This is a genomic window from Lederbergia graminis (genome assembly GCF_042655485.1).
Lineage (GTDB): Bacteria > Bacillota > Bacilli > Bacillales > Bacillaceae_C > Lederbergia > Lederbergia graminis.
This window is the reverse complement of sequence record NZ_JBHSMC010000001.1, coordinates 279,178-300,890: the sequence shown is the minus strand read 5'-3', so window position 1 is coordinate 300,890 and position 21,713 is coordinate 279,178. Positions and strand designations below refer to the sequence as shown.

At 35.0% G+C, this 21,713-nt stretch carries 22 protein-coding genes and 1 other annotated feature; of the genes, 3 read left to right on the top strand and 19 right to left on the bottom strand.

Annotated elements, in window-relative coordinates; genetic code table 11:
• Positions 1–22: 22 nt before the first annotated feature.
• From murB to ACFPM4_RS01510, 17 genes are all read right to left on the bottom strand, one after another.
• Complete coding sequence (gene murB, locus ACFPM4_RS01590; protein ID WP_382346906.1) at positions 23–937, bottom strand: UDP-N-acetylmuramate dehydrogenase; 915 nt, start codon at positions 935–937, stop codon at positions 23–25.
• A 388-nt stretch (positions 938–1,325) separates the two neighbouring features.
• Entirely contained in the window at positions 1,326–1,409 is an 84-nt protein-coding gene (locus ACFPM4_RS01585) for a putative holin-like toxin (protein ID WP_222125535.1), read from the bottom strand.
• A 157-nt stretch (positions 1,410–1,566) separates the two neighbouring features.
• Positions 1,567–2,166 carry a response regulator gene (locus ACFPM4_RS01580; RefSeq protein WP_144926962.1) on the bottom strand — a complete coding sequence of 200 codons (600 nt, stop codon included), beginning with the start codon at positions 2,164–2,166 and terminating at the stop codon, positions 1,567–1,569.
• Between the two features lie 19 nt (positions 2,167–2,185).
• Positions 2,186–3,295, bottom strand: a complete 1,110-nt coding sequence (locus tag ACFPM4_RS01575; protein WP_382346901.1) for a sensor histidine kinase — start codon at positions 3,293–3,295, stop codon at positions 2,186–2,188.
• Between the two features lie 61 nt (positions 3,296–3,356).
• A complete protein-coding gene (gene desA, locus ACFPM4_RS01570; RefSeq protein WP_382346898.1) occupies positions 3,357–4,409 on the bottom strand; it encodes a Delta(5) desaturase DesA in 1,053 nt (350 codons plus the stop codon).
• A gap of 107 nt (positions 4,410–4,516) precedes the next feature.
• Positions 4,517–5,365, bottom strand: a complete 849-nt coding sequence (locus tag ACFPM4_RS01565) for a dimethylarginine dimethylaminohydrolase family protein (protein ID WP_382346895.1) — start codon at positions 5,363–5,365, stop codon at positions 4,517–4,519.
• A 114-nt stretch (positions 5,366–5,479) separates the two neighbouring features.
• Complete coding sequence (locus ACFPM4_RS01560) at positions 5,480–6,559, bottom strand: branched-chain amino acid aminotransferase (RefSeq protein WP_382346892.1); 1,080 nt, start codon at positions 6,557–6,559, stop codon at positions 5,480–5,482.
• 32 nt (positions 6,560–6,591) lie between these two features.
• Complete coding sequence (locus ACFPM4_RS01555; protein ID WP_382346889.1) at positions 6,592–7,839, bottom strand: glutamate-5-semialdehyde dehydrogenase; 1,248 nt, start codon at positions 7,837–7,839, stop codon at positions 6,592–6,594.
• 12 nt (positions 7,840–7,851) lie between these two features.
• Positions 7,852–8,958, bottom strand: coding sequence for a glutamate 5-kinase (gene proB, locus ACFPM4_RS01550; protein ID WP_382346885.1), 1,107 nt, complete (start codon positions 8,956–8,958; stop codon positions 7,852–7,854).
• 99 nt (positions 8,959–9,057) lie between these two features.
• Positions 9,058–9,272, bottom strand: a binding site (T-box leader).
• 113 nt (positions 9,273–9,385) lie between these two features.
• Positions 9,386–9,676 carry a DUF6509 family protein gene (locus ACFPM4_RS01545; RefSeq protein WP_382346883.1) on the bottom strand — a complete coding sequence of 97 codons (291 nt, stop codon included), beginning with the start codon at positions 9,674–9,676 and terminating at the stop codon, positions 9,386–9,388.
• 3 nt (positions 9,677–9,679) lie between these two features.
• Positions 9,680–10,297: a DedA family protein gene (locus tag ACFPM4_RS01540; RefSeq protein WP_144926983.1), complete on the bottom strand. Its 618-nt coding sequence runs from the start codon at positions 10,295–10,297 to the stop codon at positions 9,680–9,682.
• A gap of 66 nt (positions 10,298–10,363) precedes the next feature.
• Positions 10,364–11,314: a cation diffusion facilitator family transporter gene (locus tag ACFPM4_RS01535; protein WP_382346878.1), complete on the bottom strand. Its 951-nt coding sequence runs from the start codon at positions 11,312–11,314 to the stop codon at positions 10,364–10,366.
• A 57-nt stretch (positions 11,315–11,371) separates the two neighbouring features.
• Positions 11,372–12,493 carry a DHHW family protein gene (locus tag ACFPM4_RS01530; protein WP_382346875.1) on the bottom strand — a complete coding sequence of 374 codons (1,122 nt, stop codon included), beginning with the start codon at positions 12,491–12,493 and terminating at the stop codon, positions 11,372–11,374.
• Positions 12,494–12,509: 16 nt separating this feature from the next.
• Positions 12,510–13,922 carry an MBOAT family O-acyltransferase gene (locus tag ACFPM4_RS01525; RefSeq protein ID WP_382346872.1) on the bottom strand — a complete coding sequence of 471 codons (1,413 nt, stop codon included), beginning with the start codon at positions 13,920–13,922 and terminating at the stop codon, positions 12,510–12,512.
• A 75-nt stretch (positions 13,923–13,997) separates the two neighbouring features.
• The gene (locus ACFPM4_RS01520; RefSeq protein ID WP_382346869.1) at positions 13,998–14,564 is read right to left on the bottom strand and encodes a DUF4358 domain-containing protein; all 567 of its coding nucleotides are present in this window, start codon (positions 14,562–14,564) and stop codon (positions 13,998–14,000) included.
• A gap of 258 nt (positions 14,565–14,822) precedes the next feature.
• Positions 14,823–15,248, bottom strand: a complete 426-nt coding sequence (locus tag ACFPM4_RS01515) for a cell wall hydrolase (protein WP_382346866.1) — start codon at positions 15,246–15,248, stop codon at positions 14,823–14,825.
• 110 nt (positions 15,249–15,358) lie between these two features.
• A complete protein-coding gene (locus tag ACFPM4_RS01510) occupies positions 15,359–16,114 on the bottom strand; it encodes an exodeoxyribonuclease III (RefSeq protein WP_382346863.1) in 756 nt (251 codons plus the stop codon).
• A 302-nt stretch (positions 16,115–16,416) separates the two neighbouring features.
• On the opposite strand from ACFPM4_RS01510, the gene ACFPM4_RS01505 reads away from it, so the two are divergent.
• Positions 16,417–16,629: a hypothetical protein gene (locus ACFPM4_RS01505; RefSeq protein WP_382346860.1), complete on the top strand. Its 213-nt coding sequence runs from the start codon at positions 16,417–16,419 to the stop codon at positions 16,627–16,629.
• Between the two features lies 1 nt (position 16,630).
• Here the strand turns inward: ACFPM4_RS01505 and rlmN are convergent, their stop codons facing one another.
• Positions 16,631–17,698, bottom strand: a complete 1,068-nt coding sequence (gene rlmN / locus ACFPM4_RS01500; RefSeq protein WP_382346857.1) for a dual-specificity RNA methyltransferase RlmN — start codon at positions 17,696–17,698, stop codon at positions 16,631–16,633.
• A gap of 67 nt (positions 17,699–17,765) precedes the next feature.
• Positions 17,766–18,461 (bottom strand): GTP pyrophosphokinase, encoded by a 696-nt coding sequence (locus ACFPM4_RS01495; protein ID WP_382348130.1) that lies wholly within the window; start codon positions 18,459–18,461, stop codon positions 17,766–17,768.
• A gap of 182 nt (positions 18,462–18,643) precedes the next feature.
• Here ACFPM4_RS01495 and ACFPM4_RS01490 point away from each other — a divergent pair, with 182 nt between their 5' ends.
• Together ACFPM4_RS01490 and ACFPM4_RS01485 are read left to right on the top strand one after the other, a co-directional pair.
• The gene (locus ACFPM4_RS01490) at positions 18,644–19,738 is read left to right on the top strand and encodes a hypothetical protein (protein WP_382346854.1); all 1,095 of its coding nucleotides are present in this window, start codon (positions 18,644–18,646) and stop codon (positions 19,736–19,738) included.
• Positions 19,739–19,744: 6 nt separating this feature from the next.
• Entirely contained in the window at positions 19,745–20,962 is a 1,218-nt protein-coding gene (locus tag ACFPM4_RS01485) for an amidohydrolase family protein (RefSeq protein ID WP_382346851.1), read from the top strand.
• Positions 20,963–21,713: the final 751 nt, after the last annotated feature.

Here is a 21,713-nt window from a genome sequence, read left to right as displayed (position 1 = left end):
TCGAATGAAACTATATTTCTACTCACTCTTCCCCTATTATCTTCACTTCTGTCTCCAAATCAACACCGAACTTTTCTTTTACAGTTGCTTGGACGTGGCGGATTAGTTGGATATAGTCGCTAGAGGTTGCGTTGTCGACATTGACAATGAAGCCAGCGTGTTTTTTGGATACTTCCGCTCCCCCGATTCTTGTACCTTGCAAGTTGCTATCTTGAATTAGTTTGCCAGCGAAGTAACCAGGAGGGCGTTTAAACACACTTCCACAAGAAGGATATTCTAATGGTTGTTTCGATTCTCTTAAAAATGTATTTTCGTCCATTTTTGCCTTAATTACTTCATAGTCACCATTCTTCAATGTAAAAACAGCTTCCACAATAATTAAATTTTCTTTTGCAAAAATACTGTTGCGATAACTAAAATCGAATTCACCTTCCACAAACGTTTTAAATTCTCCGCTCTGTGTAATCACCTTTGCACTTGTTAGTACTTCTGATATTTCTCCTCCATAGGCACCTGCATTCATGATTAACGCACCACCTACTGTACCTGGTATTCCACATGCAAATTCTAGTCCCGATAAATGATTATCTAAAGCCACACGTGATACATCTATGATATTAGCTCCACTTCCTACAGTTATTATATTCCCCTCGACTGTTAACTCATTTAAGAGCTCTAGGCTAACAACTATTCCTCGAATCCCAGAGTCACGGATAATTACGTTTGTTCCTTTTCCTAAAACTGTAAGCGGAATTTTATTTTCATGGGCATATGTCACAATTATTTGGAGATTCTCCATTTTTGTAGGTTTTATAAAGAGATCACATATTCCACCTGTTTTAATAAATGTGTGTTTTGATAATGGCTCATTTGCCAATATTTCTACATTTGGAATTAATTTTTGTAAGTCATTAAAAATCTTTATGTTGTCAATCATTATATTCTTCCTCATATTCATTAATTTAGTTAAGTATATATTGATAGTAAAATAACTATCATTGAAAAGCAATGCTGATACTATCTAGTGAATTCTCCATAACGTTGTCAGCATTAGATCTATTCAATATTATTACATTTTAATTGCATTTAGTAGTTAACATATTCAAACACTGCTAGTTCGTTGCCCATTTTTGTAGTTTTGTGTTCTTTATGTTTCCATTTGCAGATTTTGTGGTATAATAGCACTAAATAAATCATACATTAAAAAAAGCTGCTCCGATGCTCGAACATCGAAACAGCAATACAATAGCAGATTCCCTTAAAGGGGTCGGCACATCAAAACGGACTAAAACCGCCTGAGTCGTCCAAACTCCAAATAAGCGGCTTTAGTCTTTTTTATTGAATGACAGTATCGCAACAACAAGTCCAGCAAACCCAATCATGACTGTTAGTCCTTCATACACTGTCATACGGCATCACCTCCCTCCGAAGAGAAATGGGGTGAGTACCGACCGCCTATTCAGAAATCTTCACTATTGTCTTATCATTATAACATCCCCCGAACAAGAACACACGTTCCTTTTGTTCTTTTATCCGCATTTTCTTTAGACAAATATCGACAAGCCCTCACTTAAACCAGCCCTTTTTACGTGACTGAGTTATTGCTTCAATACGATTCGAAACTTCCAATTTATCGAGAATCTGTGAAATATAATTGCGAACAGTTCCTGTTTTAATACTTAATTTATCAGCAATTTCTTTCGTGTTTTTCCCATCTGCAACTAGCTCTAATACAGCTTTTTCCCTAACGGTAAGCGGGTTTTCTTCACTATATATATCATCCATTAACTCAGGTGCATAAATTTTTCTTCCTGCCATCACACTGCGAATGGAATCTGCAAGTTCTTCACTTGGACTGTCCTTCAGTAAATAGCCCTTTACACCAGCTTTAATTGCTTGTTGAAAATATCCTGACCTGGCGAATGTCGTTAAGATAATAACCTTACATCCTAGATCACGAATTTCTTCGGCAGCTTCAAGTCCAGTTTTTTCTGGCATTTCGATATCCATTACACAAATATCTGGTTTAAATTGCTTTACCAACTTTATTGCATCCACTCCGTTGTTTGCCATTCCAACTACTTCCATATCTTCTTCTAAATTAAGTAATGAACCTAATGCCCCTAGCATCATACGTTGATCTTCTGCTATGACAATTCGTATCATTTTCTCTTCCCCTCACTTTTTACGTTACGATGGTTGGAATCTTCATCGTAATCGTAGTTCCTACGTGTGAATCAATTTCTAATGTCCCATTCACAAATTCTAGTCTCTCTCTAATACCAACTAATCCATTCCCTTTACCTAGAGCATGTTTTGCATCGATGCCAATGCCGTCATCCTTCACAATAATCGTAATATCTTTTGGAGTTTGTTCAATTTTAATCCAACATGTTTTTGCCTGACTGTGTTTGACCACATTATTTACAGCTTCTTTCATACACATGCTCATAATGTTTTCAAGAAACAAAGAAACATTTTCTAACTTTTTATCGTAAACAATGATTAACTCCACTTGCGCTACCTGTAAAATTTCTTGCACACTTACGAGCTCCTCTTTAAGCCTAATCCCTCTCATTTGTGACACAAGCGTTCTAACTTCATTTAACGCAGTACGAGCTGTTTGCTGCACATCTTTTAATTCATTACGTGCTTGCTCTGGGTTTTTGTACATGACTCGCCTAGCTAAGTCACTCTTCAACCCAATTAGGGATAATTTTTGCCCTAATGTATCGTGCAAATCACGTGCGATACGTTGACGTTCCTCTTGTTTTACTAATTCTGCAATTTTATTATTGGCAGTCTCCAATTGCTGTTCTAATTTTTCTTGTTTTTTTCGATTATAAATATTAACTGGCATTAGTACTACACTTATGCAAGTAATAATAATAAATGGCAAATGTTGAAAAAATATTTCATAATCGAAAATGACAATTACACTTACCGCTGCTGCAGTTACGGATAAATGAATGATATATAATGTGAAAAATGCAATACGATTTCTTATATTCCCATTATAATACGCAATGAAAAATGCTAAATAAATATATTGGAATAAAAGTGACATTGTCATTGAAATACATATTAATATAATCGTCCACAAGTAAACTGGCCATCTTTTCGAAATAAACGCCATTTGTAATGTAATGAAAAAGACTACTGTTAACAATATTCCTACGAACACTTCGAGCGTAGAAGAAGATTGAAATATAAAATAAAAAGGTAAAATTGCTAAGATTGCCCAAATATACGGTGTTATTCCAGAACTTTTAAGTTTAGATAATATTTTCTTCATACATAACCCCTATAAAAAAAGTTGCTCCCTTGTATCATAACACAAAGGAGCATCGCAATTGTTATGGATTTTTCACAGTAGATACATTTGTACTCAATTTCCGTTCATTATCCTTGCTAACCTTTTCCATTACATTTTTTATATCCTTAAAGCCTATAAACTTTTTATTCTCTTCATCCCAAAGTCGGAAATGAAGGGATTTAAGACTAGTTTTTAATGTAATTGTTGTTGCTTCCTGTAATGCTTCATTTTTGTTATGGACTTCTTCTAAATAATAATTAGGTATTCTTGGACTCAAATGATGGATATGGTGGAAACCAATATTGCCTGTTAACCATTGTAACACTTTTGGCAGTTTATAATATGAGCTTCCATCAATTGCGGCTTTTACAAAATCCCAGTTTTCTTGATTTTCAAAATAAGAATCCTCGAATTGATGTTGTACATAAAATAACCAAATTCCTAACGATCCCGCCAAAAAGAATATTGGGCCTTGAACGAGGAGAAAATCTTGCCAGCCTAAAGTTACACAAAAAATGATGATTAATACTACTATAGAAATATTAGTGATATACGTATTAATTTTTTCCCTACGTCTTGCGTTTTTTACATTAAACCGATATGAGACTAAGAAAATATAAATTGGACCGAGAACAAACATCACAAACGGATTTCGGTATAAACGATATCCGATTTTCTGCAATTTGGATGCGGCCAAATATTCCTTTACGGTCATTACCCAAACGTCTCCTGTACCTCGTTTATTCAGATTACTACTCGTTGCATGGTGAATTGCATGACTGCGTTTCCATTGTTCGAAAGGACAAAACGTTAAGATTCCGGCAATAGTACCGAGAATCATATTCGATTTCCTCTTTTTAAAGAATGATCCATGGCAGCAATCATGAAAAATAATAAAAATCCTTACTAAAAACCCTGCAGCTACTATACAGATAGCCAGAGTTAAAAAATATGAAATCGAAAGGCTTTTATAAGCTAAGAACCACAAAACGATGAATGGGATGAATGTATTTAACATTTGCATAACACTACTTTTCGTATTTGAATGTTCATAATGGGAAATTTCTTTTTTTAGATTTCTCAATTTAGACATGAAGGTAGTCCCCTTTCACTGTATAACATTATTGTTCTCATTGTAAGTAAAGGAGGTTGTTAGTAAAAGACATAGATGTCATGTATAAAACATGATAAATGTCATGATTACACTTGTTTTCTAAGTAATGGTAAAGTACAGCAACGGAAGGATCCTCCAGATTTAATAATTTCCGAAAAGTCTACTTCTATTACTTTATATCCTCTTTCCCGAAGTTGCTCATTCACTCTACTGTTAATTGGCATACTAAATACTTGTTTACATCCAATTGAAAAAACATTTGTCGCGAGTGCAAACTGTTCTTCTTCTGTAACTTCAATAAGCTCATATTTGCTTGCAAGGTATGTGACAGTTTCATTATGTAATGCCTCAGGATAAATAAGAGCTTCCTTAGGAGAGAGTATATTGAAAACACAATCAAGGTGTAAGTATTTTTCATCAATAGGGATTGTGACAATATCATAATCTGGAATATTTTGCTGTAGTTGCTTAACAGCATGTTCATTTGTACGGTTGGATAATCCTACATAAATCGTTTTATGATCAACGAGTACATCTCCTCCTTCAATTCTGCCATTAACTAAATCAACAAATGAGATTCCTTTGTTATCTAATTTTTTCTTTAAAACATTTTCTTCCCCTTTCCTAATTTCCTTCGCCATTTCTGCAATAAAAAGCTTGTTACCTACAGTGAAACCAATATCTCTAGTAAATACTTGTTCAGGATATGTTTCACTTGCTGGTAATAATATAACCTCGACTCCGTGTTCCGTAAGCTTTTTTGTAAATTCCCTATGTTGTGTCATTGCTAATTCTTGATCAATATTTTCTTTTAAATATTTTCTTTGTGTTGCATTAATTACATCACGAATTTCCATATATGTTGGTTCGCAAAGAACTACTTTTTGTAACAAATCATATTCACTGTCAATATAGATCGGAAATTGTATTCCCATACAAGCACCTCCTTTTTTATTTCTACATATTATTACCCACTTAATTCAAATAATTAACATAAAAAAAGTAACTAGCATCTATGAGTATCACAGACTACTAGTTACCAAATTCATTTATTCTGTTTCTACAACTACTCGCCATCCAAATGGATCTTCTGCAACACCTGTTTGAATTCCCGTTAATGAGTCGTAGATTTTTTTCGCTAATGGACCTGTCTCTAGATTGTTTACTGTTATCTTTTCCCCATTCCACGATAATTCTCCAATTGGGGAGATTACTGCTGCTGTTCCAGTTCCGAATGCTTCTTCTAATTTGCCTTCATGGTGAGCTGCAAATAATTCTTCAATCGATATTTTCCGCTCTACTACCGGAATATTCCAATATTGCAATAATTCAATCACTGATTTTCTCGTAATACCTTCTAAAATACTACCATTTAATTCTGGTGTAACTACTTCACCATCAATTTTGAAGAAAACATTCATACTGCCTACTTCTTCAATATATTTATTTTCACGACCGTCTAACCAAAGTACTTGTGAGTACCCTTGTTTTTCAGCATCATGTTGTGCTTTTAAAGATGCAGCATAGTTTCCTGCTGTTTTTGCATTTCCTGTACCACCTTTAACAGCACGAACAAAATCACCTTCAACCGCAATCTTTACTGGGTTGATACCTTCTTTGTAATAAGCACCTACTGGAGACAAAATTATTACAAATGAATATTGAGCAGAAGGTCTTACACCTAAATATGGCTCTGTCGCAAAAATAAATGGACGAACATATAAGGATGTTCCTTCTACGCTTGGAACCCAATCTTTATCAACGGCAATCAGTTTTTTCAATGCGTACAAAGCAAAATCTTCATCAATTTCTGGAATAACTAATCGTTTATTGGAACGATTTAGACGTTTCATGTTCTCATCTGGTCTAAAAAGTAATATTTCATTGTCCTTTGTATTATAGGCTTTTAAACCTTCAAATACTGTCTGTCCATAATGGAATATGATCGCAGAAGGATCTAAAGAAATTGGTTGATACGGAACTATTCTCGCGTCATGCCACCCCATTCCCTCTGTATAATCCATGATGAACATATGATCCGTAAATACAGTTCCAAAGGATAATTGATCAAATGCAGGCTTTTCTTTTAAATTACTACTTAATTGTACGTCTATTTGGTATTCTTTCACCGATGCCATCTCCTTTTACGTCTTCTTTCTTATTATAAACGTATTTGTCCATTTCCCGAAATAAAAAATTTACTAGATGTTAGTGCATGAAGACCCATTGGCCCACGTGCATGTAATTTTTGCGTACTAATACCGATTTCTGCTCCATATCCAAATTCAAACCCGTCCGTAAATCTAGTCGACGCATTATGATATACCGCTGCTGCATCTACGCGATTTAGGAATATAGCAGCATTTTTATCATCATCTGTAATAATTGCTTCGGAATGCTTCGTGCCGTATTTATTGATGTGGTTAATAGCTTCTTCTACATCACTCACTAATTTAACACTTACTGTTAATGCAAGGTATTCAGTTCCCCAATCTTCTTCAGAAGCAATAGTTGCAGCTGAAAAAGCTTTTACTACGTCATCATCACCAATGATCTCTACACCTTGTTCATGTAATTTGCTTAGTAGTTCTCTGCCATTTTCTGCAAACCATTTGTCATGAACAAGTAGCGATTCAATTGCGTTACACACGGATGGACGCTGTAATTTTGCGTTTAACGTTACCTTTTCAGCCATTTCTTTATTAGCAAACTCATCAATATAAACGTGACAATTTCCTGCACCAGTCTCAATTACTGGAACTGTCGCCTCACGAATAACTGTTTCAATTAAATTTTTTCCACCACGTGGGATTAGTACATCTAAATATTGATTTAAGTGGAAAAATTCTCTTGCTGTTTCTCTACTCGTATCCTCAATTAATTGGATAGACTGTACAGGGACTGCGCTTTTTTGAAGAGCGCGATGAATCGTATGAATTAGTGCGATGTTAGAATATCTCGCAGATGAACTACCTCTTAAAATTACTGCATTTCCTGTTTTAAGAGCAAGAGTAGCTGCATCTACTGTCACATTTGGTCTTGCTTCATAAATCATCCCTATCACACCAATTGGCACACGTTTCCTTTGAATTAATAGCCCATTTTCTTTTTCAATCGTTTCTAATGATTCACCTATCGGATCTTGTAATTCAATTAAAAGTGATATCGCATGTGCCATATCTTGAATTCTTTTTTCGTTAAGCATAATTCGATCAAGTATTGCTTCTGAAATTCCTTTTTCTCGACCTTGTTCCAAATCCTTTGCATTTTCCGAAAGAATTGTCTCTTGATTCACTATTAACTGCTCTGCAATCAATGCTAATGCGTTATTTTTTTCTTCAGTAGAAATACCAACTAATTCGTAGCTGGCTTCTTTTGCTAATGCTCCTTTTTTCAACACTTCACTCATTTTCTTCCCCTCCTAGATTTTCACTTGTACCCATTTATCACGATGAATCACTTCTATTGCTGGTACGAAAGCCTCTGTTTTTCTTTCATCCGCACGTTTCGCTATTTCCTGTTTTAATTGTTCAGATGAATAACGCACTTCACCTTTACCAAGTAAACCACTTACTCCAATTACCTCTACTACATCGCCTTTATCAAATGTTCCTTGGATTTTAAACACACCTGCGGGTAATAAACTTTTTCCGTTATAAAGGATTGCTTCTTCCGCTCCTTTATCTACATAAATTTTACCTGTTGCTTCAGAATGAAGAGCAATCCATTGTCTAGTTGTGTTAATTGAACTTAGTCTCGAATTAGATATGTATGTCCCATCTCCACGACCCTTTAAGATTTCTTGTAACTTATCAGGTCCTTTTCCATAGCCAATAAAGACAGGTACACCTAATTCATTTGCTGTTTTAGCTGCTAGTAACTTGGACTTCATTCCTCCAGTACCAACTTTTGAACCACCGCTATCAGTCCCCGCAAGCATCTCGTCTGTTATTTGTTCTAGATAATCTAGTTTTCTTGCATCAGGGTTGATACGAGGATTAGAATCATACAAACCATTTACATCTGTCAAAATGATTAATTGATCAGCATGTATGAATCCACTTACTAATGCCGAGAGCATGTCATTATCCCCAAATGTTAATTCCTCGACTGAGACAGTATCGTTTTCATTGATAATTGGCAAAATTCCGCGGTCAAGTAATTCTGATATGGTAGCAAACGCATTTCGATAGCGTTCACGATTAGAAAAATCTGTTCTTGTCAGTAATATTTGAGCAGGTATAATATTAAATTCACTAAACTTCTCAATATAGGATTCAATTAAAAGACTTTGTCCCACAGCTGCAGCAGCTTGACGACCTTTGATTGTAACTGGTCGAGACGGATAACCTAGTCGAGAAAAACCAGCTGCAACTGCACCAGATGAAACTAAAATAACTTCATGCCGATCTTTCCGCAACGCAGCAACCGCATGAACGTGATCATTTAGTTTTTCTTGATCAATCTCACCCTTATCATTCGTTAATGAACTGCTACCAATTTTCACGACAATTCGTTGTTTTTTCATCTGACTATCTCCTACAATATTGTTAGTAATACTTAATTCATGATATCTTACACGTGGATTAAAGTGATAGAAATGCAAAAAAAGCCCAATCATCCTACAAATCAGGACGAAAGAGCTTATCTCCCGCGGTACCACCTTAATTGAATGTAATAAATACATCCCACTTATCCTATAACGCTAGGTTATGCGCCTATGTTTTGCATAGGACTCAAAAGGCAGGTTCTGCGCTTCATATGACGGAATCTCACAGCTAATAAATTCCGCTCTCTTACATATAAAGGGGTCGCATACTAGTCCTTTTTCACCGTTCCATCTTTTCTCATATTATGCCGAAAAATGCAAGAAAAGTCAAGCAATTAACAAGTTTTAAATACAAATGAATTCTCCAGCATAAACGGAAAATTTCCTTTAATCACAGCTTTCCTATCTACTCTGCTTCAACATAATATTGATTGCAATATGTAGTTACGAGTTCTTCCTCATCCTCTTCTAGCGCAAAATCCAATACCTTGTTTGTTCCTTGCTCAACAAAATTATAATGAGTTATTTTCTTCTCATCACCAATAACAGAGAAGATAACTCTGAGTGAAAGTCCTTTTTCTGAAAATAATTCATCATCTTCCGGAACTGTAATCGAAAGAAAAAATTCGTAACGATCACCTTCCAATATTCCAGTTGGATCATGAAGTAATTCTACTGTATGTCCTGTAATTTCCATTCTTTATGCCTGCTTTCGTCCAGTTCTTTTTTTGATATAAATGATGATAAATGCAACAAATAATACTACTAATATCACATATATAATGTTTGAATATATGTCCATAAAACCAACGATTTCTTCCCATGAGTCTCCAACAGCAGCACCTACATTGACAAGTACGACATTCCATATGAAGGTTCCTAATGCAGTTAGTAAAAAAAACAGCCCAAAATTCATTTTTGCCATTCCAGCTGGGATAGAAATTAGACTTCTGATTAAAGGGACAAAACGACAAAAAAACACGGTCCACACACCATATTTTTGGAACCATGCATCTGCCTTATAAAGATCCTCTCTTTTAAGACGGATAATATGCCCCCATTTATCAACTATTTTCTCCAAGCGTTCTAGCTTAAGAATATACCCAATCCCATATAAAATTACTGCCCCAATCAGTGAGCCTAATGTTGAGAACCAAACAACACCCGTGATTGTTAATTTTGTATGTGTGGTCATAAAACCACCAAAGGTTAAAATTACTTCCGAAGGTATTGGGGGAAAGACATTCTCTAAAGCAATTAAAAATAATATCCCTGTATATCCATACTGTTCCATTATTTCTGTAATCCAATTCTCCATACTCCATACACTCCCTAGCTACTATGTGACATGCCTTTACCCCAATCTATTATATATAAGTAGTAATTATACTTGCCACCTTTTTTTATCATCATCTTCAATAATTCCGAGCGTTACGTCAGCAACATCCGGTTCTCTTAATAATGTATCTCTCACTGCAAATTTAATGTCATCAGCATCTGCTAGCGTCATTCCTTTTGTTAATTCAATAATACCATCAATATGGAACATCCGCCCTTCTTGCATGATTCGTAAGTTATAGATATCTACAACTGAAGGGTGTTGTAATATTTTCTCAGATACTCGCTTTTCTACATCAGCAGGTGCAGCTACTCCTATCAAACCTATCATATTATCATACCCTACACGAAAAGCAACAAAAAACATTAATAATCCAATTAACATAGAAACCGCACCATCTGCTCTCAATATCCCAAAAAACTGTGATAAAACTACTCCAATAATGGCTAATAATGCACCTGAGGTCGCGACTAGATCTTCATAGAAAACGAGTCGTGTAGCTGGTGCAGCCTTCCCCACATATTTAAATGCATTCACTATAAAATTGCCACCTTGCGTCACTCTTGTTTCTTTTACAATTTCTTTCATTGCCTTCACTAATATAAACCCATCTACTAAAAAACCAATTAATAGTACAACTAAATTTAATAGTAAATTGCTTGATTCACCAGGATGGTGCCATAAATGCCATCCTTCTTTTAATGTTTCATATGCCATAATAGATACTACAATTACTGCAACCATACAAAAAATGTTAATAACTCTCCCGAATCCAAGTGGGAATTTCTTCGAAGGCTGCATCTCTGATAATGCACTACCTACAAATACAAAACCTTGATTCACTGCATCTGCTAACGAGTGCATAGCAGATGCAAACATTGTTCCGCTACCGCTAAATGCTGCAGCTACCCATTTAATTATTGCAAGTGCGGTATTACCTAGTGCTGCAACTCCTGATGATGTATTCCCTTTTTTAAATAATTTTATAATCCCCATATTAAACCTCCTATTACTTTACTTTTCCCATAAATAAATAAACGAATTCTAAAAAAGTTATCGTTTTAGCCAATAGAGATTTGTGTCTTTACTAAAATTGGGGAGATTATAAAGTATCAACAATTGATGGATATTATGGTCTTCCAAGTACTGATAAATATCTTCCATATAATATCGCAAATCAAACATATGAATTTCTTCATAATGATTTGTTAGGAAAGGAATGAAAGCATGTGCATATGAATCTTTTATTACTGCTAACTTTCTTCCGTTACCTATACTCGATTTAATAGTTACAAGGGGGTGATTACCATTTAGATAAAAAGAGTATTTATCTTTCTTATTTAAAAATTCCCATTCATATAATGAATCTGTAACCTTTTGTTGATCATAAGCTATTTCGTAATGATTGGATTCCTTTGGCTCAAATATTTCGATTTTATCCATTTCATGGTCATGACCGATTGTTTTCGTAGCATAAGTCCCAAGAAAATTGGAAGCAACTGTTTGAATATGAAAGTCTTCACTTTTTAAAGGAGTTATCCCCATATATTCAGCAAGTTCTCTATATGCGTAATAAGCACCCCGCGTTGTCCAATGATGGTCAGTTTTATAATAAATGGACTCTTTTTTGTTTTTAAGCATTTGCGGTAATACATCCACAGTATGTATAGAAGGATGTATTTTCTTTTGTATATAATTCCATAATTTTAATTGATCATAAGTTTGGGCAAATGGTGGAAGTTTTTCTGGATATACATATATTGAAGTTGGTGCTAATAGTAGGTACTTTCCAAGATTCACTGTTTTATTAGCAAAATAATTAATTAGTTCTATATTTTTATCTAATTGTGGGCTAGGATTTGCGACCTGCTCAAATAAAAAGCCATTCTTACCTAGATATATTCCGTTCATGTCTGGCTTCAGCATCAATTTTTCCGCATTACCTTTCCAACTAACCCAACCTTCTTTAAAGGGAAATTGATCAGAAATATATACCTCTACTTTCTCCATAAATTCACCTGAGAACACACTTTCCCAAGAAAATGAAGGAAACTGAGCTAGAGACCGGTTTTCCTGTTCAGAAAAATCTTCATCAGCCACAATCAGATGAAAGACACCAAACCCAGAGATAAAAAGAATAAATATACTAGATAAGATTTTGTTAACAATTGACATAAAAGGAATCCCCTCTTTAAAACCTAAAATATAAAAATGGATTGAAAGATGCATCAACTAAAAATGCAGTGGACAAAAATAACAATAAAAAATATATGATTAATTCACTACTTATTTGTACAATGCCACCACATTTTTTTATTATTTTTTGGTGGATTGTTCGAACAAATGGCGTCACACCAATGAAGAGGATGATGAATAATAAAATATTTGTATATAAGTCATATATAAATTGACCATTCCAAATTGGATTGTCCGAAACTCCAAACATAATTAGATAGTATTGAAACCCGTCGCTTACATCTTCAAATAAAAATAATACCCAACTTATTAATATAAAAAACACAAAATACAAGCGCTGAAAAAATGGGTGAAGTTTATTAAGAACTATTAAAAATCCCCCTTTTTCAATCGTGATAATGATTCCGAAATAAATGCCCCAAAGCATAAAATTCCAACTTGCACCATGCCAAAATCCTGTTAATGCCCAAACGATCAATGTATTCATATATAATCTTATCTTCCCTCTTCGGCTCCCACCTAAAGGGATGTAAACATAATCGCGGAACCAGCCTCCTAATGTCATGTGCCATCTCCGCCAAAACTCACTTATATTTTTGGACATGTATGGATAATCAAAGTTTTTCGGAAAGTCAAAACCAAACATTTTTCCTAATCCAATCGCCATATCAGAATAACCACTAAAATCAAAATAAATTTGAAATGCAAATGCGAGAATACCAAGCCAAGAGGCGAGAACTGTTACTTCAGAAAGTTCTTGTGATTGGATGTTATTCCATAGTAAACCAATATTATTTGCTAACAACACCTTCTTCGCTAAACCAATAATGAAGATTTTCACTCCAGTTGAAAACTGATGTAGATTAATTGTTCTGTTATGTAATTGATTCATTATTGCTTCATAGCGAACTATTGGTCCTGCAATTAGTTGTGGAAATAGACAAACATACATCGCCAAAGCAATTGGATTTTTTTGTGGTTGTACTCTTCCTCGATAAACATCAATCGTATAAGACATCGTTTGGAATGTGTAGAAGGATATCCCAATTGGCAAAGGTAATTGTAATGGATCCATACTAGTACCAAAAAGTTGATTAATATTATGAATGAGAAAATCTGCGTATTTAAAAAATGACAGCAATCCAATGTTGATCACAATGGAAGAAATAAGTATGTATTTGGCTTTTCTTTTATAATGTTGACGAAATTTCGCGATATATAAACCATGAAAATAATCAATACATGCAGAAAAAACCATCAAAAATATATAAATAGGTTCGCCCCATGCATAAAATATTAAACTAACTACAAGTAGGACCAAATTCTTTATTTTCATTGGGCTACAAAAATATAAGAGTAGTGTTACAGGTAAAAAGAAAAATAAAAACAACAAACTACTAAAAACCATATCACCACATCCATTTATGGTAATTAACGCGATAAGTGCCTCACCCAATTGGTAGGTGTGAGGCACTTTATTTACCTATTTTAATTTTTCATCAAAAACTGCTTCCAGAGCTTCTGGGTTTTCATACGTAATATAAATTAAATAGTTGCCTTTAGTTTTAATAATATTATTTTTCACCTTTTCATACTGATCAGGTAAATACTGCTCCCATGTTGATGTTTGAGCTTCTAATTCCTTCTTTAAAGCTGCTTCTAGCTCTTCGACTTTTGAATCGTCTTTTGCTTGTAATAAAATGATTTCATCCGAATTTATGTTCATCATTGCAGCAATGACAAAACCTGCTTCTAGGTCATCTGATTTAATACCAAGCCTTTCCAAAAACATGGCACTCTGTGGATCATCCTCACTCGGATGAACAAGGTCAGACTGTATGTATCCATCTAAACTTCCATCCTCTTTCAATGCATCAGGCATTCCAACATCCTCTAAATGAGTTGCCATTTCCTCTTTAAGAGCAGTAAGCACATCATCTAGAGCAACAGCATTACTCTCCTTATTTTTTCCATTATCCTCTTCCTTGTTACATGCTACGAGTGTTAGAAGTAACACAAGCATGAATGAAAAACTAATTAATCTCTTCATCATTTACACCCCTATGTCTATTTTTTCTGTACGCATAGTTAGACGAGCATTTTGTATGAAGGTTACAATTTTTTTCAAAAATCCCTCCTTTATGACCTGATACTAGCACCTGTAAGGGCAGTTAGTACCAGGTCATAACCTCGTGTATAGCAGTATAATATTTCGATATAACATTTAATCTTGTTTTGTTCTTTATATAGAACGAGGACTTCGGGAAATAAAAAAACAAGCATCATCTCGATGCTTGCTTGTTATTTATCAGAAAGTGCTATAAATAGCTTCGCATTCTTCTCCTGTTGGTTCATAAAAACAATGCAACTTGAAGCGGCCAACAAATGGTTGATCATACCATGTTGGAGGGCAATCACCTGGTGGTCGGAAATACCACAAACTAAACTTAGCTGGCCACAATCGCTCCCCTTTTACTGCACGCCTTGCTAGGGATTTTTCTGCCTCTCTCGCTCTTTGATAAAAATAACCATGTGTGACAGCCTCAAATGCATGTGGTTGATATACCATTTGGGGAATCGTTCTAACTGCTTCAAAATCTGAACAATTTACCCGAATCCGATTGATTCCAACATTTCCCACCATTAACATTCCTTGTTTGCCTTCCCCTTCTGCTTCCGCTCTTAGCAGTCGAGCTAATAAATCAATATCTGATTCTCTCGCCTTTACGACCATACCTCCACCTCCAAAGATTGGTTCATTTTTTATCTTATTTTTAGGAGGTAATTTTTGTGCTAGGTGTATAGACTATAAGATTTTATTTGTTTACATAATAATATTATGTTTCACCTATGCATTTCAAGCATAATCGGGCAATGGTCACTTCCCATAATATTATAATGAATCTGTGAATCTATTAATTTATTAGTCAAGCTTTCGGATACAAAAAAATAATCAATACGCCACCCAATATTTCTTTCACGTACTTTATTCATATAGGACCACCATGTATATGCCCCCTCTTTATCTGGGTAAAAATAACGGAATGAGTCAATAAATCCATAATCTAGAAGGCGTCCGAACTTTACACGTTCTTCGATTGTAAATCCAGAGTTACCTAAATTGGATTTTGGATTCCGTAAGTCGATTTCAGAAAATGCGACATTCAAGTCCCCACAAAGGATAACTGGTTTCATCGTATTCAATTTTGTGATATATGTTAGCATCTCATCTTCCCAAGTTAATCGGTAAGAGAGTCTTGCTAAATCACGCTGGGAATTAGGCGTATAAACATTAATTAAATAAAACTGTTCGTATTCGAGCGTAATGATCCTGCCTTCATCTTCTGATTCATTATCCCCCACTCCATATGAAACAGTTAAAGGTTTATTTTTGGTGAAAATTGCTGTCCCAGAGTAGCCTTTTTTAATAGCTGAATTCCAATATTGATGGTAACCAGGGAGATCTAGTTCTATTTGATCTTCTTGACATTTTGTTTCCTGAATGCAAAAAATATCTGCATCGACTTCATTAAAATAATCCAGGAATCCTTTTTTCACACATGCTCTAATTCCATTTACATTCCATGATACAATTTTCATTTATGTTGTCCCCTTTTTGATTAAAATTTTTCGCGCTTTCATACAATAGAACATTTTTAGATTTTCCTTTATAATAAATAGGCTCTGTTAAACTCTGTTGTTGATTTTCGCTCCTGTACACTCGCTTTCCGCGGGCACGGCCTCAGCTAACTTGGCAAAGGAAACCGCTTTGCCAAGTGGATCTTCGGCTCGTGCTGTTCCCGCAGGAGTCTCGTGTACATCTGCTACAATCAACTAAGTTGTTAACAACAATGAACTTTAACAGGGCCAATAAATAAAATGAATCATTAGGAGTGATACAATTGGCAACTAGTAAAGCAAAAAAACAAAGACAAAAATTAGTTCGTGAAGGTCGGAGGAATCCTGCAGAAAATAGAAGTCCATATGCTTTCTCTGATTTAAGAACTCGTACAACAAAAACGAAAAAAGATCGTCTGTATAAGGAAAAACATAAAAACCATGCTCTTCACGGAGGAAAAGATGGTTTTTATGTTTTTTTATTTTATATTAGTTAAATTACACAGCTTTTGTATTTTTTTTGATTTGTTTACTTCTTAATTGACCACAAGCTGCATCTATATCCGTTCCATTTTCATGACGTATACCACATTGAATCCCTTGTTTTTTCAACGTATCGTAAAAAGCTAAAATATCCTTCTTATCGCTTCTTTCATATTGAATATGTTCATTCACTGGATTATATGGTATTAAGTTTACGTATGTGAGATGACGCTTGTCATGAAGCAATTTTGCCAATTGTAATGCTTCTTCCTGATGATCATTCACATCTTTTAGTAAAATATATTCAATTGTAACTCTTCGATTATTCTTCTCCAAATAGTAATCGAGTGCATCCATTAATTTCTCTATGGAGAATGCTTTATTAATTTTCATGATTTGGGTTCTTAGCTCATCGTTTGGAGCATGAAGTGATAACGCTAGATTGACTTGTAATTCCTCATCTGCAAATTGACGCATTTTATGTGCTAATCCACTTGTAGAAACAGTAATGTGTCGAGCGCCAATCGCTAGACCTTTCGCATCATTTACAACGTGAAGGAAGTCCATTAAGTTCGTGTAATTGTCAAACGGTTCACCAATTCCCATGACAACGATATGACTAACTCTCTCATCCTTACCCTTCTCATCTAAATGTTGTTGTACTTTCATTATCTGTTCTACGATTTCTCCACTGTCAAGATCTCGATTTTTACGCAGTAATCCACTCGCACAGAAGCTACATCCGATGTTACAACCTACTTGTGTTGTCACACATACAGACAAACCATACGGAAAGCTCATTAAAACTGTTTCGATTAAATTACCATCTTGCATTTCAAACAAGAATTTGATCGTTCCGTCCGCAGATTCTTGTTTTACCGCTTGTTTCAAAGTTTGGATAACAAAGTTTTCTTCCAACAATTGCAAGCATTCTTTATTAACATTTTTCATATGTGAAAATTCAGTAACACGTTTGCGGTAAAGCCAGTCCCAAACTTGTTCTGCCCTAAATCTTTTTTGACCATGTTCGATTAACCATTCTGTTAACTGCTCTTGAGTTAATCCATAGATTGATTTTTTCATGTACGAACCTCACTTCCAAAATTGCAATGTACCTATTATAACCCTTGCATCTTAAAAAGAAAACAGCCTAATTTTTGCTTTTTCCGGCAAATGATTCTAATAACTTTAATGGGAGCATTTTCATTTCCATTAATGGTTTGCTCTCGCTACTATCCTTATCTTTATATACCTTTACTTCTTTATTTAATCTTTCCATTTTCAAATCAAGTTCATTTGCAGTAGTTGCAGCTTCTTTTAACTCCTCGATTAAATGTTTCGGAATCTCTTTATTGTATTTATAGAATATCTTATGTTCTAAGCTAGCCCAGAAATCCATTGCTATTGTTCTTACTTGAATTTCGACAGGCACGTGGATTTCTCTGTCTGACATGAAGATTGGAATTTCTACAATCATATGCAGACTCCTATAACCGTTTGGTTTTGGATTTTTAATATAATCCTTCATTTCTAATACAGTGACATCCTTCTGTCTAACCAACATATCACTAACCTTATAAATATCAGAAACAAATGAACACGTTATTCTTACACCAGCTATATCTTTAATATTTTCTCTAATGGACTCTAATGTATAATCCAGGTTTTTCCTCTCTATTTTAGAAATAATACTTTCGGGTGTTTTCACACGTGAGCTAACATGCTCAATCGGGTTATACTCATGAATATAATTAAACTCTTCTTTTAGAATATTAATTTTCGTATTAATTTCATCCAAGGCAAATTTATACGCCATTCTAAATCTAGTTAATTCTTTTCTTAGCATTTGTGCATCGCTTACAGTTAAGTCATGTAACAAATTACATACCTCATCTCTTACTTTTATCTACCATATTTCTATTGTACATTTTTTCACACATGATACGCAAACCACAATATATGTAAATAGACAAACACACATTTAGGACATTTGAACATAATGTACTAAAACGATGTGGAGGTTTTGTCATGAGTAAAGATCAATTGCCACGTAACGATTCAACCACACCAAGATCCAAATGGCTCCCTTATGAAATACTGGGACTAATTCTAGTTATCGGGTCTTTAATCGTATTACTTTTTTCACCAAACTCACTATCAAATTTATTAAATATCATTATTGATGAAGTTACACCGATTGTAGTTGGAATCTTCTTAACTAGTGATGTTGGTATTGCGATTATCATTAGCGTTATCTTTGGTCGCTTGTTAGAACGGTTAGGTTTTACAGATGGTTTAATTCGTATTTTTGTCCCAATTATGAAGTGGTTTCGAATCAACCCATCCGTTATTATTCCAAGTGTTTACAATATCCTAGGTGACATTAACGCTGCAGGGAAAATTTCAGGTCCTATACTTGTAAAAGCAAATGCAACGAAAGCAGAACAAAAAATTGCTATCGCAACAATGATACAATCACCACAATCTTTCGCCACATTTGTACTAGGATTAATTGCATTATCTGCATTCAATATTAATGCTTTTCCGTTAATCATATTAGCTATTTTTATACCTATTATTATTATCCCCTTACTATTATCTCGAACAATTTATCGTGATACGAAAAAAGTGGAATTAACTGAACTACCGAGATTCACACCAAAAACAAATATCTTACAAACCATTTTTTCTTCTGCTAAAGAAGGTACTGAATTATTATTACTCATAATCATTCCTGCGGTAACTGCTGTCTTCTTTTTTATTGGCGTCCTCAAATTTATTGGTGTCTGGAGTGCCATCGAAACTGGATTATCATCACTATTAACATTTATGAGCATTGAACCTTCTACCGGAATTGTATCTATTCTTGCCGCTCCAACTCTTGCGGTTGCTCAACTGGCAGAAGTCGCCAGCAACATTGATCCACGACTAATAGTTGGCTCCTTTGTACTTGCTAATTCTGGTTTACCATTATCAGTTATTTTCGGTCAAGTTCCTGTAACATGGGCAGAGTCATCGAACTTAAATGAAAAAGAAGTATTATATGCAGCAGTCATTGGTATGGTTATTCGTCTAATTACTGCATTCCTATTAGGCTATTTCTTAACTCCTTTATTGGTGTGATATTAAATGGATAATAAATATATTATAAAAGCAAAAAAAATAGTCACTGTTAGTGAACTAGGTAGCGTGAAAGATGGAGCACTACTTATTAATAATGGAATTATTGCTGAAATTTCAAAGTGGGAAGATATAAGGGTTAAATATCCAGAAATTGACGTAATAGACTACTCCAATTTTATCATTACACCTGGCCTTGTTGAATGCCATACACACTTATTAGAATTCGCACCGACAAGTTTATATCCTGTTACTCAAGATACACATTTCCTAGCAGGTCAAATGATTATATTTAAAGCATTATCATCTGGAATTACAGCACTGGGAGAACAAGTATGCGGACATCCACTCTGTGATTTTTCCATAGAAGATTATCGTAATGCAGTGGAAGCTCTACCAATAGATGTTTCATTTGCAACAACTAGTATTTCCATTGGGTTTGAACAATTAGCTCATTTCACTTCTGTCACAAAATCACGAGCTGTCACAAAAGCAGACTTAATCGATTCTTCGATTGTACGGGAAATTGCTAGAAACAGTGATTATCCAGGAGAAAATATATTTATAAATGCAACTCCTGCAAATTTCACAGCTACAGAAGTTCCCAGAGCTGGAGAAGTAATCTATTCCCTTGAAGAATTAAAACACATTTCTAATATTTATCACCAATTAGGAAAACGAATTGGTGCTCATGTTGCAGGTGAAAGTGGAATTGAAGGTGCATTAGAGGCAGGGATCGATGTTCTTCATCATGCCCATGGAATTACTGACGAACAAATAAAAAAAGCTGCTAATAATAAAGTAGAAATTGTAGCAACACCGATTGGCGGAACACACCTACAACCGAACTCACCAGAAAACATACTACAATTTGTTAAACACAATATTCCTGTTTCCATCTCAACAGATGCATATTTACCACCTTTTGAGGAAATCCCTTGGGCAACTTTTCCAAAAGGAACTATTGTTGGACCGGATGCTTTAATGTTGATTTCACATCCATCCATGCAGCTGTTGAAGCAAAATGGATATGACGAAAATACGATTCTGGCATTGATTACATTGAATCCAGCAAGATTAATGGGAAAAGAAAAACAGTTTGGAAGTTTAAAAGCGGGACTCGAAGCAAATTTCGTAGTTGCAGAAGGAATCCCTGGACTAGAAATTAAGGAAGTAGATCAAATAAAAGCAGTTTACTATAAAGGAAAGCAAGTTATTAAAAGATAGGAACGACTACACAATAATAAGAAACAAAGAGGTTGGACAATACGGTATGAACTAGTGGTAAATCCGAATAATGGAAGTAAAACTATTCCGCTCCGGAAATACACTTTGCTTTCGGCGGGCTTAGAAAAGTGAAAGGCGCTTGGAGCTTTAAGGAAGGCTAATTTCGCAACATCCTGTTGGCAGGCTCAAACAGCGACGTCCTGTCGCTTCGCCTGCATTAGTACATCCTGTACGTCACAACGTCGACGTGACCCACATCCTGTGGGACCTCGCCGTGTTTCCTTTTCTAAAGCGGGGACTGTCTCCCGTTCGTACGCCGCTAAACAGTCGCCTTCGCTTTTCTATCTGTGGGGTCTCATTGAGGCCTTTGTTCCCGCAGTCAACCATGTATCACAAAACTAGCTATACACCACAGAGGGTGAAAATTGATTAAGCAGTCTATACTGAAACTATCCTTGCCACATGGTATTTATAGCTCTTTTTTTACGAATTAGAAGGGTTTTATTTATTGTTGTCTTTTCCGTAATTAGAGGTTTTTTTTCATGGTAGGAGTCTTCGTGTAACCTTCGCTGATACCTTTATATTCGTACAGATAATATAAAATTACCGAACTATATTGTTTGATACTCATGTATAGTTCGGCTTTTTGTTTTGTTATTATTTCTATGTCCCAGCCTCTTTGTTCTTCGCTGAGAATAGCTGTAAGATTCCTGCTCAACACTTATACATCCTGATAATTTCAGAGGAAATC

Excerpts from the sequence above, each read along its gene's own strand:
- murB (WP_382346906.1), bottom strand. The coding sequence starts at position 937 with ATGATTGACAACATAAAGATTTTTAATGACTTACAAAAATTAATTCCA.
- ACFPM4_RS01585 (WP_222125535.1), bottom strand. The coding sequence starts at position 1,409 with ATGACAGTGTATGAAGGACTAACAGTCATGATTGGGTTTGCTGGACTT.
- ACFPM4_RS01580 (WP_144926962.1), bottom strand. The coding sequence starts at position 2,166 with ATGATACGAATTGTCATAGCAGAAGATCAACGTATGATGCTAGGGGCA.
- ACFPM4_RS01575 (WP_382346901.1), bottom strand. The coding sequence starts at position 3,295 with ATGAAGAAAATATTATCTAAACTTAAAAGTTCTGGAATAACACCGTAT.
- desA (WP_382346898.1), bottom strand. The coding sequence starts at position 4,409 with ATGTCTAAATTGAGAAATCTAAAAAAAGAAATTTCCCATTATGAACAT.
- ACFPM4_RS01565 (WP_382346895.1), bottom strand. The coding sequence starts at position 5,365 with ATGGGAATACAATTTCCGATCTATATTGACAGTGAATATGATTTGTTA.
- ACFPM4_RS01555 (WP_382346889.1), bottom strand. The coding sequence starts at position 7,839 with ATGAGTGAAGTGTTGAAAAAAGGAGCATTAGCAAAAGAAGCCAGCTAC.
- proB (WP_382346885.1), bottom strand. The coding sequence starts at position 8,958 with ATGAAAAAACAACGAATTGTCGTGAAAATTGGTAGCAGTTCATTAACG.
- ACFPM4_RS01545 (WP_382346883.1), bottom strand. The coding sequence starts at position 9,676 with ATGGAAATTACAGGACATACAGTAGAATTACTTCATGATCCAACTGGA.
- ACFPM4_RS01540 (WP_144926983.1), bottom strand. The coding sequence starts at position 10,297 with ATGGAGAATTGGATTACAGAAATAATGGAACAGTATGGATATACAGGG.
- ACFPM4_RS01535 (WP_382346878.1), bottom strand. The coding sequence starts at position 11,314 with ATGGGGATTATAAAATTATTTAAAAAAGGGAATACATCATCAGGAGTT.
- ACFPM4_RS01530 (WP_382346875.1), bottom strand. The coding sequence starts at position 12,493 with ATGTCAATTGTTAACAAAATCTTATCTAGTATATTTATTCTTTTTATC.
- ACFPM4_RS01525 (WP_382346872.1), bottom strand. The coding sequence starts at position 13,922 with ATGGTTTTTAGTAGTTTGTTGTTTTTATTTTTCTTTTTACCTGTAACA.
- ACFPM4_RS01520 (WP_382346869.1), bottom strand. The coding sequence starts at position 14,564 with ATGAAGAGATTAATTAGTTTTTCATTCATGCTTGTGTTACTTCTAACA.
- ACFPM4_RS01515 (WP_382346866.1), bottom strand. The coding sequence starts at position 15,248 with ATGGTCGTAAAGGCGAGAGAATCAGATATTGATTTATTAGCTCGACTG.
- ACFPM4_RS01510 (WP_382346863.1), bottom strand. The coding sequence starts at position 16,114 with ATGAAAATTGTATCATGGAATGTAAATGGAATTAGAGCATGTGTGAAA.
- rlmN (WP_382346857.1), bottom strand. The coding sequence starts at position 17,698 with ATGAAAAAATCAATCTATGGATTAACTCAAGAGCAGTTAACAGAATGG.
- ACFPM4_RS01495 (WP_382348130.1), bottom strand. The coding sequence starts at position 18,461 with ATGCTAAGAAAAGAATTAACTAGATTTAGAATGGCGTATAAATTTGCC.
- ACFPM4_RS01490 (WP_382346854.1), top strand. The coding sequence starts at position 18,644 with ATGAGTAAAGATCAATTGCCACGTAACGATTCAACCACACCAAGATCC.
- ACFPM4_RS01485 (WP_382346851.1), top strand. The coding sequence starts at position 19,745 with ATGGATAATAAATATATTATAAAAGCAAAAAAAATAGTCACTGTTAGT.